Here is a 15,518-nt window from a genome sequence, read left to right on the forward strand (position 1 = left end):
TGTGCGTGGGATCTGTTCGAAAAGTGGTCTGCACCGGGCCCTCCGTCGCGGTGACGGCAGGTGGATGAGGGGGAGCGGTCGCCGATGGGCGTGCAGGACCGGCCGGAGGCGGCCGAGGCGGAGCGGCTGCTGGCCGGACGCTACGAGCTGGGCGACCGGCTGGGCCGGGGCGGCATGGGTACCGTCTGGCGGGCCTGGGACCGGATGCTGGACCGCGAGGTCGCGGTCAAGGAGCTGACCGTCAGCCACCTCCCCGAGGAGGACCTGCAGATCCTGCACGCCCGGATGAAGCGGGAGGCCAGCGCGGCCGCCCGGATCAAGCACCCCGGCGTGATCACCGTGCACGACGTGCTGGAGCACGACGGCCGGCCGTGGATCGTGATGGAGCTGGTCGACGGCCGTTCGCTGGCCGACGTGATCAGCCAGGACGGCACGCTGCAGCCGCGCGCCGCCGCCGAGGTCGGCAGCCAGGTGCTGGCCGCCCTGCACCGCGGCCACCAGCTGGGCGTGCTGCACCGGGACGTGAAGCCGGCCAACGTGCTGCTGGAGCGCGGGACCGGGCGGGTGGTGCTGCTGGACTTCGGCATCGCGAAGTACGAGGGCTCGACCGAGCTGACCCGGCCCGGTGACCTGGTCGGCTCGCCGGACTACCTGGCGCCCGAGCGCGCCCAGGGCGAGCGGCCGGGCCCGGCCTCCGACCTGTGGGGCCTCGGCGCGACGCTGTACGCCGCGGTGGAGGGCCAGTCGCCGTTCCGCCGGGACTCGCCGATCACCACGCTGGCCGCCGTGGTCGCCGACCCGCTGCCGCAGTCGCGCCGGGCCGGCGCGCTGGGACCCGTGCTGGCCGCGCTGATGGCCAAGGACCCGGCCGACCGGCCGAGCGCGGACGAGGCGGCCCGGATGCTGGCCGAGGTGCAGGCCGGGCACACCATCGGCTTCAAGCCGGTCGCGCCGGTGAAGACGCCGACCCAGTCGGTGCCGGTGGTCGACCGCACCGGGGAGCCGTCCGGCCCGGCCCGGACCGAGGCGCAGGAGCCGCCGACCGGACCGACCGTGCCGCAGCCCTGGCCGCCGGCCACCGTGGCGGACGTCCCGCCCGCGCCCGCGCCCGTCGCGCTCGCGGGGGCGTCCACCGGGCAGGTCGCGCCGGTCACGCACGCCGGCGCGCCCGCGCGTGGACCGGCCGGGCGCCGCAACGCGCTCCGGATCGCCATGGTCGCGCTGGCCGTCGCCGTGGTGGCCGCCGGGGCGACCTTCCTGGCCACCCGGCACCCCGGCACCCCGGTGGCCGACCCCACCCCGACGGTCAGCCCGGAGCCGACCAACGACGTGAGCCCCGAGCCGGCGGCGCCCAGCGGCTACCACTGGGTCGACGACCCGGCCGGCTTCCGCTTCCCGCTGCCCTCGGGCAACCCGCCCTGGCAGCGCACCGCCACGCCCGACAACCAGATCTACTACAGCCCCGACAACAAGGCGCACTACCTGCAGTTCGCGGTCACCGTCGGCCAGTCGGTCAAGCCGCTGGACCACATGCGGCAGATGGAGACCACCGTCTCCAAGACGCTGAAGGACTACAAGCAGCACAAGATGACCGGCGTCGCCGTGAACGGCCACGAGGCCGCGGTCTGGGAGTTCAGCTACGCCGCCAAGGAGGGCGGCCGGCGGCGGGCGGTCGAGGCCGAGTTCATCGACGACGACGGCACCAGCTACGCGATCTACTCGTCCAGTCCGGAGCGCGGCAACGAGTGGAACGAGGCCGAGCAGCGGTTCAACGCGGTGCTCCACTACTTCACGCCGACCCGATGACGGCCGTGCCGGCCCGCTGACGGCCGCGCCGGCCCGCTGACGACGGGGCGACCGCTTCCGCCCGGCGGCGGGAGATTGTTGTTACCGACGGGTACCGAACCGGCCGTCGAGCGCCTAGGCTGCGCCGTATGTCGGACCTCACAGCAGACGCAGTGGCCACCGAGCACCCCGCGACCGGCAACCCCGCCGCCCCCGGCGGCGGCCGCACCGTCGCCGCGGCCGTCCCGTCGTCGCTGGTCGCCCGCCTGGCCGGCGGCATCACCGCCACCGGTGAACCCAGCCTGGTGGAGACCGTCGCCCCGCTGACCGGCGAGCGGCTGGCCGCCCTGCCGCGGTCCACCCCCGCCGACGTCGAGGTCGCCTACCAGCTGGCCCGCCGCGCCCAGCCCGCCTGGGCCGCCCTGCCGGTGCGCCGGCGCGCCGCCGTCCTGCTGCGCTTCCACGACCTGCTGCTCAAGCGCCAGGACGAGGTGCTCGACCTGATCCAGGCCGAGACCGGCAAGGCCCGGCTGCACGCCTTCGAGGAGGTGCTGGCGGTCGCCATGGCCGCCCGGCACTACGGCCGCGCCGCGCACGGCCACCTGCGCGACAAGCGGCGCGGCGGCGCGCTGCCGGTGCTCACCCAGACGATCGAGGCCCGCCGCCCCAAGGGCGTGGTCGGGCACATCTCGCCGTGGAACTACCCGCTGGAGCTCTCCATCGGCGACGCGTTGCCCGCCTTCGTGGCCGGCAACGCCGTGGTCAACAAGCCGGACACGCAGACCGCGCTGACCGCGCTCTGGGCCCGCGAGCTGCTGGTCGAGGCCGGGCTGCCGGCCGACCTGTGGCAGATCGTGATCGGCGACGGCCCCGTGATCGGCCCGGCCGTGGTCGAACACGCCGACTACGTCTCGTTCACCGGCTCCACCCGCACCGGCCGCGAGGTGGCCCAGCGCGCCGCCGCCCGGCTGGTCGGCGCCTCGCTCGAACTCGGCGGCAAGAACGCCCTGCTGGTGCTCGCCGACGCCGACCTCGACCGGGCCGCCGAGGGCGCCGTCCGGGCCTGCTTCTCCTCGGCCGGCCAGCTCTGCATCTCGATCGAACGACTGCTGGTGCACCGCTCGGTGGCGGACGAGTTCCTGGCGAAGTTCGCCGAGCGCACCCGCGCGCTGCGCCTCGGCGGCGGCCTCGCGTACGGCGCGGACATGGGATCGCTGGTCTCCGGCCGGCAACTGGACGCCACCACCCGGCACGTGGACGAGGCGGTCAAGGCCGGCGCCACCGTGGTCGCGGGCGGCCGGGCCCGGCCCGACCTCGGCCCGTTCTTCTACGAGCCGACCATCCTGGACGGCGTCACCCCGGAGATGGCGGTCTGCGCCGAGGAGACCTTCGGCCCGGTGGTCTCGGTCTACCGCTTCGACACCGAGGACGAGGCGGTGGCCGCCGCCAACTCGACCCCGTACGGCCTCAACTCCAGCGTCTGGACGAAGGACCTGCGGCGCGGCCGGGCGGTCGCGGCCCGGCTGCGCACCGGCACGGTCAACGTCAACGAGGCCTACGCGGCCGCGTACGGCTCGGTCGCCTCGCCGATGGGCGGCATGGGCGAGTCCGGGCTCGGCCGGCGGCACGGCGCCGAGGGGCTGCTGCGCTTCACCGAGGCGCAGACCATCGCCAGCCAGCGGCTGATGCCGCTCGCGCCCTCGTTCGGGCTGGACGACCGGCAGTTCGCCGCGGTGTTCACCGGCGGCCTGCGGGTGCTGAAGGCGCTGCGGTTCAGGTAGTCCGGCCCGGCCGTCCGTCGGGACGGCCGCCCGGCCGGTCCGTCGACCCGGGTCTTCTCCCTCTTCCCGGAGTCCCGAGGCCCCGAAATTCTCGAAGTTCCGGTAGTTCCCGTAGTTCCCGAAGGAGCAGTGGCACATGGTGGGGTCCCGCGATGAGGCGGAGTTCGACTACGACGTGGTCGTGATCGGCTCGGGCTTCGGTGGTTCGGTCTCCGCGCTGCGGCTGGCCGAGAAGGGCTACCGGGTCGCCGTGCTGGAGGCCGGCCGCCGGTTCGAGCGCGACGAACTGCCCAGGAACTCCTGGGACCTCGCCAAGTACCTGTGGGCGCCGAAGCTCGGCCTGTACGGCATTCAGCGGATCCACCTGCTGGCCAACGTGCTGATCCTGGCCGGTGCCGGGGTCGGCGGCGGTTCGCTGAACTACGCCAACACCCTGTACGTGCCGCCGAAGCCGTTCTTCGAGGACCGCCAGTGGGCACACATCACCGACTGGCAGGAGGAGCTGGCGCCGTTCTACGACCAGGCGCAGCGGATGCTCGGCGTCCGGCTCAACCCGACCGTCACCCCGTCCGACGTCCACCTCAGGGCGGCCGCCGAGCGGATGGGCGTCGGCGACACCTTCCACATGGCCCCGGTCGGGGTCTTCTTCGGCGACGGCAAGGATTCCGACGGCTGCGCCAAGGCGGCGCCCGGCGACGAGATCGCGGACCCGTACTTCGGCGGGGCCGGCCCCGCCCGGCGGGCCTGCGTGGAGTGCGGCGAGTGCATGACCGGCTGCCGGCACGGCGCCAAGAACATGCTCACCGAGAACTACCTCCACCTGGCCGAGCGCCTCGGCGCGGAGATCCACCCGCTCACCACGGTGGCCCGGATCCGCGAGTACGCCGCGGCCGACGGGACGCAGGGCTTCAAGGTGGACGTCCGCCGGACCGACGCCCGCTCCACCACCGACCCGGTGAAGGCGGGGGCGCGGACCATCACCGCGGCCCGCGTGGTGGTCGCGGCCGGCACCTACGGCACCCAGTCGCTGCTGCACCGGATGCGCGACGGCGGCCACCTGCCGCGGATCTCCGGCCGGCTCGGCGAGCTGACCCGGACCAACTCCGAGGCGCTGGTGGGCGCGCAGACCACCGACCGGCGGTACGGCACCCGGGCGGACTTCACCAAGGGCGTCGCGATCACCTCCTCGATCCACCCGGACGCGAACACCCACATCGAGCCGGTCCGCTACGGCAAGGGCTCCAACGCGATGGGCGCGCTGTCGATCGCGCAGGTCAAGGGGGCCGGCCGGGGCCCGCGCTGGCTGCGCTACCTGGGCAACTCGGTGCGGCACCCGGTGACCTTCGCCCGCTCGATGAACCAGCACCGCTGGTCGGAGCGGACGATCATCGGCCTGGTGATGCAGTCGCTGGACAACTCGATCACCGTCTCGCTGAAGAAGGGCGCGCTCGGCAAGAGCCGGCTGACCTCCACCCAGGGCCACGGCGAGCCCAACCCCACCTGGATCCCGGCCGCCGAGCAGGGCGCCCAGGCGCTGGCCGACGAGATCAACGGCTTCGCGGGGAGCACCGTCGGCGAGATCTTCGACATCCCGATGACCGCCCACTTCCTCGGCGGCTGCCCGATCGGGGACTCCGCCGACACCGGTGTGGTCGACCCGTACCACCGGCTCTACGGCCACCCCGGGATCAGCGTGGTGGACGGCTCGGCGGTCTCCGCCAACCTCGGGGTGAACCCCTCGCTCACCATCACGGCGCAGGCCGAGCGGGCCCTGTCGATGTGGCCGAACAAGGGCGAGGAGGACCGGCGCCCGGCCCCGGGCGAGGCGTACCGGCGGGTGGCGCCGGTCGCGCCGGTGCGCCCGGCGGTGCCGGAGGGCGCCTTCGGCGCGCTGCGGCTGCCGCTGCTGGCCGTCCCCGAGGTGCCGAAGAAGCTTGACCCGAAGGACTCCTGAGGCTCCGTCGACTCCGGTCGGGGCCGTGGCCGGCCCGGTTGACAGCCGTCCGCGCACGATGGGATAAACGGGCTTCCTGGGGGACCAGGGGCTTGCATTCTCACGGGGGGAACACGGTCCATGGCCATTTGCGCATCGTGCGGCGCGGCTTCGGCGGACGGGGCGCTCGGCTGCGCCTCGTGCGGGCGGCCGCTGGCACCGCCCCCGCCGGCGGGAGCCCCGCCGGTTCCCGCCGCCGCGCCGTACGTCGCCCCGGTGCCGCCCCCGCCGCCGACCGCGCCCGGCTACGCGCCGCCGACCGCGCCGGGTTTCCCGCAGCCCGCCGTCCCGCCCGCGGTGGGCAGTTGGGGCACCGGCACGCCGTACGACCCGGCGGCCGGGCAGCCCGCCGCGCTGCGGTGGCTCACCGGCGCGGACTGGCGCCCGGCGCTCAAGGCGGTGATCGCGCCGACCGCCGTGCTGTTGCTCGCGGCGCTGTTCGCGGCGATCCCGGACGACTACGACCTCGAGTTCCTCGAGTCGCCCGGCTTCGGTGACCGGTTCGGCACCGCCCTGGCGATGTCCCTGGCCGCGCTCGGCGCGCCCTTCAGGATGGGCATGACCGGCACCGGCGGGGTGTTCACCCGGGCCGCCGGGGAGCTCCAGGTGCGGACGGTGCCGATGACGGTCACCGTGCTCTGGCTGTTCGCGCTCTGGCTCGGCCTGCGGGCCGGCGTCCGCCTCCGGCGGGCCCGCACCGGTGCGCCGACCCGCGGGCAGGCGGCGGGCGAGGCGCTCCGCACCGCCCTGGTGGTGGCCGCCGTGACCCTGCTGATCGGCCTCGCCAGCGGAGCGACCTGGTACCCGGACGGTGGCCGGGGGTCGGGCTACGGCCGGTACTCCCGCGGTCTGGAGTACGGCTCCGGATCCGGCTGGCTGGAGGCGGTCGGCTGGAGCGCCCTGCTGGGCGGGCTGCTCGCCTTCGCCGTGTACGGGACGGACGCGCTGCGCTGGGCGGCGTGGCGCAACCGGGCGGTGCGCGGCTGGGCGGTGGCCGGGCTGGCCGCGGGCCGGGCGGCGGCCGTCTCGGTGGGGCTGGCCTCGCTGGTCGGCTTCGTGCTGGTCGCCGTGCAGGACGAGAGCTGGGCGACCGGTGTCTCGGTGGCCTTCCTGCCGAACCTCGGCCTGGTCCTGCTCGGCCTGGGGTCGGGGGCGAGCGTCCGGTCGCACGACGGCGCCCGCCGCTACGACGACGGCTACGACGGCTACGGCCGGGGCAGCGGTTCGGGCGGCCCGGACGAGGAGTTCTCGCTCTTCGACCTGCACGGCGAGACCGCGGACTGGCGCTGGACCCTGCTGCTCGCGGTGGCCGCGGCGCTCTACCTGGGCTGGACGGCGCACCGTCGCCGGCTGGACGCGGCGGACCGGATCCGGCTCGCCGTGGTCTCCGCCGCCGGGTTCACCCTGCTGATGACGGTGGCGGGCTTCGCGGCGACGACGAGCGCCCCGGGCGGCGGTGGCTGGGGCTCGCGGTCGGACGCCGGCCGGGAGTTCTCGGCCGGCCTGGCCTTCGGCACCCTGCTGGCGGCCAACGTGGTGTGGGTGGCGGTCGGCGCGCTGGCGGTGCCGCCCCTGCTGGCCGCCGTGCTCAGGACCCCGGCCGGGGCTCCTGCGGGCGTCCCGGCCGGGGTTCCGGCCGGCGCGGTGCCGCCGCAGGGCGGGCCGTCCGACGGCGTCGTCCTCGCGGGCGGGGCGCCGGAGCCGGGGGTGGGGGCCGAGCCGTACCCGCCTGGGCCGGGTGTCGCCCCGGCGGTGAGCGAGGTGGTCGGCTCGGACGAGCCGCCGCTGCCGCCCGGTGCCGCCGCGCCGGGGGCCGGAGGGGAACCCCCGGTCGACCCGAGCGTCTGGCGCAAGCAGCCGTAGGACCCGCGGACCCTGGCTCCCGCGGACCCGGGCTACCCGGGGGCGCGGGCCGACCGGGTGCGCGCCCCCGGACAGGGCAAAGGGCCCCGCGGGGGAACGGGGCCCTTTGTCGCTCAGCACACGGCGTCAGGGCTGCGCCGGTGCTGGGTTGACGGCGCCGGGGGAGGAGCGCCGTCCTGTCGGTTAGCTTCGGGGGACCGCGCCACCACGGCACCGGCATGGGTGGGCCGGTCGCGCGGGGCGCGCACGCTCGCGGTGCGGCGGGCCGGCGCGCATGCCTGCGCCGGGCCTTCGCTCACGGAGCGTGAGGTGATAATCGTTGTCACCGCAGGTGTCGGTGGCACCGGGACGAGCCTCCATGGCCGGCCTTCGGCCACCGGGAGAACCTCTTCCACGCAGCATCGTGCTGGACGGAGGGCTTGCTCTGCAACCGATTCGGCATGATTCGGCACAGTCCATTTTCGGCCCGGCCGGTGCGGTGAGCTCGCTCCGGAGCCGCCCGGGGCTCGGCGGGGAGGCCGGGGCGGGCCGGTTCGATGATCACGGTGTGTAGTGGTGGCGGCCGGAGCGCACGGGGACGCGCGTAGCGGCGCGGGACGGTGAACGGTGTGCGCCTGGGTCGCGCCGGGGTGCGGCGGCCGGCCTCCGGGCGTCCCCGGGGGCCGGCCGCCCCACCTCCTTGGTCCAGTCGCGGCCGGGGTCGCTGTCCCCTGCTTTGCCGGCCGCTGCACCCGCGCACGGTCCCACGGCGCCCCGCTCCCGGCGGGGCCGGGCCGCGGCGGCGCCACGCGCGCCGGTGGACTGGGGTGAGCTCCACGCGTGGTCCTGCACGCCCGTACGTGCGGCGCCCCTGCCGGGGCGGAGGCGGCGCGCCTGGCGGGCGCGGCGCGGCCGTACGGTCGTCAGAAGCAACGAACCGGCGGCCCGCGCGGTCACGGTCTTTTGGACGGGCAGACGAGTGAAACCGGCCCGCCCGGTAGACTCGGTGGCAGACCCCCGCTCGTCGCCCGCCGCCGCCCCTCGGAGGAAGCGCGGCGCGACACCTTTCGTACCGCTGCCGGAAGGCCGTCTGTGTCCTCTGCTATTCCCGACCAGTCCGCACCCGAGACCGACACCGTCCTGGTCGTCGACTTCGGTGCCCAGTACGCCCAGCTCATCGCCCGCCGGGTGCGTGAGGCCCGGGTCTACAGCGAGATCGTGCCGAGCAGCATGCCGGTCGCCGAGATGCTCGCCAAGAACCCGAAGGCGATCATCCTCTCCGGCGGTCCGTCGTCGGTCTACGAGGAGGGCGCGCCGCAGCTCGACCGCGCGATCTTCGAGGCCGGCGTGCCGGTCTTCGGCATGTGCTACGGCTTCCAGCTGATGGCCAAGACGCTCGGCGGCACCGTCGACAACACCGGCGCCCGCGAGTACGGCCGCACCCCGCTGACCGTCACCCGTACCGGCTCGACCCTGTTCGAGGGCGTTCCGGCGCAGCACTCGGTGTGGATGTCGCACGGCGACGCCTGCTCCGCCGCGCCCGAGGGCTTCACCGTCACCGCCTCCACCGACGTGGTGCCGGTCGCGGCCTTCGAGAACGACGCGGCCCGGCTCTACGGCGTCCAGTACCACCCCGAGGTGCTGCACTCCGACCACGGCCAGCAGATCCTGGAGCACTTCCTCTACCGCGGCGCCGGCATCGCGCCGACCTGGACCACCGGCAACGTGGTCGACGAGCAGGTCGCGCTGATCCGCGCCCAGGTCGGTGACAAGCGGGCCATCTGCGGTCTCTCCGGCGGCGTGGACTCCGCGGTCGCGGCCGCCCTGGTCAACAAGGCCATCGGCGACCAGCTGACCTGCGTCTACGTCGACCACGGCCTGATGCGCAAGGGCGAGACCGAGCAGGTCGAGAAGGACTTCGTCGCGGCCACCGGCGTCCAGCTGAAGGTCGTCGACGCGCAGGAGCGCTTCCTCACCGCGCTGAAGGGGGTCAGCGACCCCGAGGAGAAGCGCAAGATCATCGGCCGCGAGTTCATCCGGGTCTTCGAGCAGGCCCAGGCGGAGATCATCGCCGAGGCCGGCGAGCACGGCGAGTCGGTGGAGTTCCTGGTCCAGGGCACCCTGTACCCGGACGTGGTGGAGTCCGGCGGCGGTACCGGCACCGCCAACATCAAGTCCCACCACAACGTCGGCGGCCTGCCCGAGGACCTGCAGTTCCAGCTGGTCGAGCCGCTGCGCAAGCTGTTCAAGGACGAGGTCCGGATGGTCGGCCAGGAGCTCGGCCTGCCGGAGGAGATCGTCCAGCGCCAGCCGTTCCCGGGCCCGGGCCTGGGCATCCGGATCGTCGGCGAGGTCACCAAGGAACGCCTGGACCTGCTGCGCGAGGCCGACGCCATCGCCCGCGAGGAGCTGACCGCGGCCGGCCTGGACCGCGAGATCTGGCAGTGCCCGGTCGTGCTGCTGGCGGACGTCCGCAGCGTCGGCGTCCAGGGCGACGGCCGCACCTACGGCCACCCGATCGTGCTGCGCCCGGTGTCCTCCGAGGACGCCATGACGGCCGACTGGTCGCGCCTGCCGTACGAGGTGCTGGCGAAGATCTCCACCCGGATCACCAACGAGGTCCGCGACGTCAACCGCGTGGTGCTGGACTGCACCAGCAAGCCGCCGGGCACGATCGAGTGGGAGTGATCACTCCCGGCCGGTTCTGACCGAACCGGTGTTGAACGGCCGCGCCGTCGTTCCCGTATACAGGGGAACGGCGGCGCGGCCGTTCGCGGTGCACCGGGCCCACCGGGTGGGACCTCCCACCGAAAGCGCTCACAACCGTGCAGAATGCGGACCGGACCTGTCAGGAGCTGGCAGGCCGCGAGGGAAGGTGTGAGGGATGACGGAGGTCAGCAGCCCCGTGGAGGCCGGTGGCTCCGTGGAGACCGGCGGAGCGGTGGCGGGCAGCGGTGCGGTGGCGAACGGCACCGACCCGGACGGCAGAGCCGAGCGGGCGGCCCGGCGCAGGGCCCTGGCCTCGCGGTACGCGCTGCTGCCGCTGCGGCTCTTCCTCGGCGTCACCTTCGTCTACGCGGCGCTCGACAAGCTCGCCGACAACCACTACCTGGCGGGCGCCGCCGACCCGGCCTCCTTCGTCTCGCAGACCCAGGCGGTCAAGGGCTCCAGCCCGATCTCCTTCCTGCTCGGCCCGGCCCTCGACGCGCCGACCCTGTTCGCGCTGGCCGTCGCCTTCGGCGAGCTGGCGGTCGGCCTGGGCACCCTGCTCGGCCTCTGGGGCCGGCTCGCGGCCCTCGGCGGCGCCCTGATCAACCTGAGCCTCTGGCTGACCGTCAGCTGGAACGTCTCGCCGTACTACCTCGGCAACGACCTCGCCTACCTGATGGCCTGGACCCCGCTGGTGCTGGCCGGCACCCCGTACCTCTCGCTGGACGGCTACCTGGCCCGGCGGGCCGCCCGGGACCGCGCGCGGGGGCTGCGCGAGGACCACGTCCGCCGGCGGTCGCTGGTCGACGGCGGCATCGCGGCCGTCGCCATCGGCGGCGCCGGGCTGCTCACCGGCTCGCTGACCGCCACCTTCGGGCGGGACAAGAAGGCGATCGGCCCGTCCGCCGGCCCGTCCGCCGCCCCGGCCCCCGCCGGGAGGACGCCGGCCGGGCCGCCGGTCTCGGTGGCCGCGGCGAGCGTCCCGGTCGGCGGCTCGGCCCAGGTCAAGGACCCGGCCACCGGGGACGCGGTCTACATCGTCCAGCCCAAGGCCGGCCAGTACTGCGCCTTCTCCGCGGTCTGCACGCACTCCGGCTGCGCCGTCGACGCCCCGAAGAACGGTCAGCTGTACTGCCCCTGCCACGGCTCCCGGTTCGACGCGGCCACCGGCGCGGTGGTCAACGGCCCGGCCACCAAGCCGCTGCCCAAGTACGCCGTCACCAAGGACGGCGACAAGCTGAACCTCGGGCCGCTGCAGAGCTGAGCCCCGCCGCGCTGAGCCCCGCCGCGCTGAGCCCCGCCGCGCTGAGCCCCGCCGCGCTGAGCCCCGCCGCGCTGAGCCCCGCCGCGCTGAGCCCCATCGCGCTGAGCCCCGCCGCAGCGCCGGGCGGCGCCGCGGGGCCCGACGCGGCGCCGGCCCCGCTCAGCCCTCGGAGTCGGTGCGGCCGCGCCGGGCCACCGCCGCGACCGCACCGGCCAGGCCGGCCAGGCCGAGCACGATGAAGGTCACCGGGATGACGATCCGCCCGTTGACCGAGAGGTCGTTCACCGCCGCCACCAGGTAGAGCACCGCGATCACGGTGAACAACCCCCCTGCGATCAGCGAGAAGAGATCGAGCTGGTGCTTCCTCACGACTGGACCACCTTGATGTCGCCGAGCCCGACCGTCAGCTTCAGGTCGAGCGTGCCCTTGGATGCCTGACCGTTCACCGGGGTCAGCCGGAAGCTGCGGGAGCTGTGACCGCTGACCTCGTCCTCCCCGGGCACCGTGACGTTGCCCAGGCCGGCCGTGGTCCGCAGGTTCACCGTCACGTCCGGCGGCACCACGACGGTCAGCTGGCCGGCGCCGAGTTCGACGGTGCTGTACAGGGTGGCGCCGGCCGGGTCGAGCCGGCCGAGGTCCAGCCGGGCGTCGCCGAGCCCGAGCGCGTACCGCGACTCCAGCTCGGCCGCCGAGACGGCCTTCCAGTCGCGGTCGCCGACCGCGTCACTGACCGAGTACGACGATCCGTGGGCGAACGCGAGCGCCAGGGTGAGCAGCAGGCCCGGCACGACGAGCTTGTGGGCGCGGCCGAACTTCGCGCCGACCAGCAGCGTCAGCCCGACGACCAGCAGGGCGGTCGCCAGGACGGTGCCGGTCACCTTGGCGTCGCCGTGGGCCGACGCCGACCAGACCGCGCTGGCCGCGCCCACCGCCAGCATCAGCCCGATCACGCCGAGCGGGGAGCGCTCGCGGTGGCGCACCACCACCGGCGGCCGGGGCGGGGCGGCCGGGCCGCCCTTGCGCAGCGGGTCGCCCTGCGGGAGGTCGGTGCGCTGCCACCACGGCTGGGCCGGGCCGCCGGGCGGCGTCGCGGTGGCGCCGTGCGGGGCGGCGCCCGCCTCGCCGTACGGGTTGCGCTCGGGGTGGCGCGGGTCCCAGAGGTAGCCGCTCGGGCCCGCGTGCGGAGTGTCGGCCGGCACCGTGCCGGCCGCCCGCTCCCGGGCGTGCCGCTCGCGGGCCGCCGTCCCGTCCGGATCGGTCGGCGACCAGGAGTAGGCCGGGGCGGCCGGCTCGGACTCGGGGAAGGCGCGGTCGTACGGGCCGTGCCGGTGGTGGTCCCGGCCGCGCCGGCGCCCGCGCTGCCGGTTGTGGTGGCGCTCCGGGTCGTAGCGGACCGCCAGGAAGACCAGCGCCCCGAGCAGCAGCATCGGGAACAGCTGGTCGCCGTCGCCCATCGAGGCGAAGAAGACGCCGGTGCCGATCACGGTCAGCAGCACCGCGCCGACCGACTGGCCGTCCACCCGGCCGGTGAGCACCCGCTGGAGCTCGGTCCGGCCGGGCCGGCCGCCGCCCTTGCCGTCCGCGACCGGCTCGGTCGGGATGATCAGCCAGGCCAGCCCGTACAGGAAGAGGCCGAGGCCCCCGGAGAGGCAGAGCACCACCGTCACCACGCGGAAGACCACCGGGTCGATGTCCAGGTGCCGGCCCAGGCCGCCGCAGACGCCGGCGACCACGCGGTGGTGCTCGGTCCGGTTCAGCGGGGGGCGGTCCGGCGCCGGCGGGGCGCTCGGCCCGGCCGCCCGGATGCGGTGGTCTTCGGTCATGCCCCCCATCCTGGTGGCTCCCGGACGCCCGCCCAACCGGTCCCGGCCCTGTCCGTACCCTGAGTTGTCCCTGAGAACGGGTAGGGACCGACCCTGATGCGCCCGGGACCGGGCGCGTGGAACCATCGGTGGCGTGGCAGCCCCCGGTACCGATCCCCGTCCGCTCGTCCCCGACGCCCCGCCCGCCGCGGGCGCCGATCCGACCGTCCCCGGCGACGAGCGGCCCCCGTACCGCCGGCTCTACCGGAGCCCGCAGGGACGGATGCTCGGCGGCGTCGCGCACGGGCTCGCGGTGCACCTGGGGCTCCCGGTCCGCTGGGTCCGGATCGCCTTCGTGCTGCTCTTCTTCGCCCAGGGGATCGGCGCGCTGCTGTACGCGGCGTTCTGGTTCGTGGTGCCGATCGGCATCGGCGAGCCCGCGCAGCGCGGCGGCGCCCGCTGGGTGTACGTCAACGGGGCCTTCGTGCCGGCCGGCTCGTGGCAGGCCTCCGGCGCCTCCGGCGCGGAGCTGAGCAAGGGCCGGCGCGGCCGGATCGGCCGGCTGCGCGAGCTGCTGCAGCACGCCCTCCAGGGCGAGCCCGCCGTGCCCGACGGGGGGACGGCGCTCCCGGCGGCCGCCAAGCGCCAGGGCGGGCTGTGGCAGCTCGCCGCGCTCGTCATGGTCGTGATCGGGCTGATCGCCCTGCTGAACGCGCTCGGCGTGCAGACCGCCCGGCCGTACACCTGGCCGCTGCTGGCCGTCGGCGTCGGCGTCGCGCTGGTCTGGCGGCAGGCCGACGACTCCCGCTGGCAGCGCTGGTTCGGCCTGGAGGAGGGCGAGCGGCGGCGCGGGGCCTACACCCGGGTGGGCGCGGGCGTGCTGCTGGTGGTGGCCGGCACCATCGCCTTCCTCGCCATGCAGGGCAGCGGCTCGACCATCGGCTCGGTCATCGAGGCCTCGCTCGCGGTGCTGGCCGGCGTGCTGGTGCTGGTCGGCCCGTACGCGCTGCGGATGTGGCAGGACCTCGGCGCCGAGCGGACCGCCCGCATCCGCGCCCAGGAGCGGGCCGAGATCGCCGCGCACGTCCACGACTCGGTGCTGCACACGCTCACCCTGATCCAGCGCCGGGCCGAGGACCCGAAGGAGGTGCTCCGGCTCGCCCGGGCCCAGGAGCGCGAGCTGCGGCTGTGGCTCTACCGCCCGGAGGCCGCCGCCGAGGAGGCGCCGGACACCATGGCGGAGAGCCTGCGCGCGGTGGTCGCCGAGGTCGAGGACCGGCACGGCGTCCCGGTCGAGCTGGTGATCGTCGGCGACTGCCCGATGGACGAGCGGATCGCGGCCCAGATGCAGGCCGCGAGGGAGGCGACCGTCAACGCGGCCAAGTACGGTGGCGGGGGACCGGTCCAGGTCTACGCCGAGGTCGAGGGGAGGACCGTGATGGTGTTCGTCCGCGACCACGGACCCGGCTTCGACCCCGACACGGTGCCCGAGGACCGGATGGGCGTTCGCGAGTCGATCCTCGGCCGGATGAAGCGCAACGGCGGCACCGCACGGGTGCGGCCCGCGCCGGACGGCGGCACCGAGGTCGAGCTGGAGATGGAGAGAACGAATGACTGAGGCAGCGCCGGACCGTACCGCGCGGGTCGTGCTGGTCGACGACCACCGGATGTTCCGGACGGGGGTGCGGGCCGAGATCGGGCGCACCGAGGCGACCGGCATCGACGTGGTCGGCGAGGCCGACGACGTCGAGTCGGCGGTCCGGGTGGTGGCCGAGACGCGGCCCGACGTGGTGCTGCTCGACGTCCACCTGCCCGGCGGCGGCGGGGTCGAGGTGCTGCGCCGCTCGGCCGGGCTGATGGGGGAGCCGGGAGGAGTGAAGTTCCTGGCGCTGTCGGTCTCCGACGCCGCCGAAGACGTGATCGGCGTGATCCGCGGCGGTGCGCGCGGCTACGTCACCAAGACCATCACCGGCACCGACCTGGTCGACGCGATCTTCCGGATCGGGGACGGCGACGCGGTGTTCTCGCCCCGGCTGGCCGGCTTCGTGCTGGACGCCTTCGCCGCCACCGACACCCCGCCGGTGGACGAGGACCTCGACCGGCTGACCCAGCGCGAGCGCGAGGTGCTGCGGCTGATCGCGCGCGGCTACGCGTACAAGGAGATCGCCAAGCAGCTGTTCATCTCGGTGAAGACGGTGGAGAGCCACGTCTCGGCGGTGCTGCGCAAGCTCCAGCTGAGCAACCGGCACGAGCTGACCCGCTGGGCCACCGCCCGCCGCCTGGTCTGACCGGCGGGCCACCGCCCGCGGGGCCCCGCCCGGCCCACCGCCCGTCCGGTCCTC

The 15,518-nt window shown here is 75.0% G+C and carries 10 protein-coding genes; 8 read left to right on the plus strand and 2 right to left on the minus strand.

Annotated features, from left to right (window positions below; genetic code table 11):
• Nucleotides 1-84 precede the first annotated feature (84 nt).
• From ACFVHB_RS01235 to ACFVHB_RS01260, 6 genes are all read left to right on the plus strand, one after another.
• A complete protein-coding gene (locus ACFVHB_RS01235) occupies nt 85-1,806 on the plus strand; it encodes a protein kinase (RefSeq protein ID WP_380314136.1) in 1,722 nt (573 codons plus the stop codon).
• A 128-nt stretch (nt 1,807-1,934) separates the two neighbouring features.
• A complete protein-coding gene (locus ACFVHB_RS01240) occupies nt 1,935-3,566 on the plus strand; it encodes a succinic semialdehyde dehydrogenase (protein ID WP_380314137.1) in 1,632 nt (543 codons plus the stop codon).
• Between the two features lie 136 nt (nt 3,567-3,702).
• Nucleotides 3,703-5,520 carry a GMC oxidoreductase gene (locus ACFVHB_RS01245; protein WP_380314138.1) on the plus strand — a complete coding sequence of 606 codons (1,818 nt, stop codon included), beginning with the start codon at nt 3,703-3,705 and terminating at the stop codon, nt 5,518-5,520.
• Nucleotides 5,521-5,640: 120 nt separating this feature from the next.
• Entirely contained in the window at nt 5,641-7,422 is a 1,782-nt protein-coding gene (locus ACFVHB_RS01250) for a hypothetical protein (protein ID WP_380314139.1), read from the plus strand.
• Between the two features lie 1,071 nt (nt 7,423-8,493).
• Nucleotides 8,494-10,089 (plus strand): glutamine-hydrolyzing GMP synthase, encoded by a 1,596-nt coding sequence (gene guaA / locus ACFVHB_RS01255; RefSeq protein WP_380314140.1) that lies wholly within the window; start codon nt 8,494-8,496, stop codon nt 10,087-10,089.
• 196 nt (nt 10,090-10,285) lie between these two features.
• Entirely contained in the window at nt 10,286-11,374 is a 1,089-nt protein-coding gene (locus tag ACFVHB_RS01260) for a ubiquinol-cytochrome c reductase iron-sulfur subunit (protein ID WP_380314141.1), read from the plus strand.
• A 159-nt stretch (nt 11,375-11,533) separates the two neighbouring features.
• Here the strand turns inward: ACFVHB_RS01260 and ACFVHB_RS01265 are convergent, their stop codons facing one another.
• Both ACFVHB_RS01265 and ACFVHB_RS01270 read right to left on the minus strand, forming a co-directional pair.
• Entirely contained in the window at nt 11,534-11,743 is a 210-nt protein-coding gene (locus ACFVHB_RS01265) for a hypothetical protein (RefSeq protein ID WP_380314142.1), read from the minus strand.
• Nucleotides 11,740-13,197 carry a PspC domain-containing protein gene (locus tag ACFVHB_RS01270; protein ID WP_380314143.1) on the minus strand — a complete coding sequence of 486 codons (1,458 nt, stop codon included), beginning with the start codon at nt 13,195-13,197 and terminating at the stop codon, nt 11,740-11,742. Before ACFVHB_RS01270 ends, ACFVHB_RS01265 begins: the two co-directional genes overlap by 4 nt.
• A gap of 133 nt (nt 13,198-13,330) precedes the next feature.
• Between ACFVHB_RS01270 and ACFVHB_RS01275 the strand changes: the two genes are divergently transcribed.
• Both ACFVHB_RS01275 and ACFVHB_RS01280 read left to right on the plus strand, forming a co-directional pair.
• Nucleotides 13,331-14,794: a PspC domain-containing protein gene (locus ACFVHB_RS01275; protein WP_380314144.1), complete on the plus strand. Its 1,464-nt coding sequence runs from the start codon at nt 13,331-13,333 to the stop codon at nt 14,792-14,794.
• Complete coding sequence (locus ACFVHB_RS01280; RefSeq protein ID WP_380314145.1) at nt 14,787-15,464, plus strand: LuxR C-terminal-related transcriptional regulator; 678 nt, start codon at nt 14,787-14,789, stop codon at nt 15,462-15,464. Before ACFVHB_RS01275 ends, ACFVHB_RS01280 begins: the two co-directional genes overlap by 8 nt.
• The last annotated feature ends 54 nt before the right edge of the window (nt 15,465-15,518 follow it).

It is taken from the genome of Kitasatospora sp. NPDC127111 (assembly GCF_042677465.1).
Taxonomy (GTDB): domain Bacteria; phylum Actinomycetota; class Actinomycetes; order Streptomycetales; family Streptomycetaceae; genus Kitasatospora.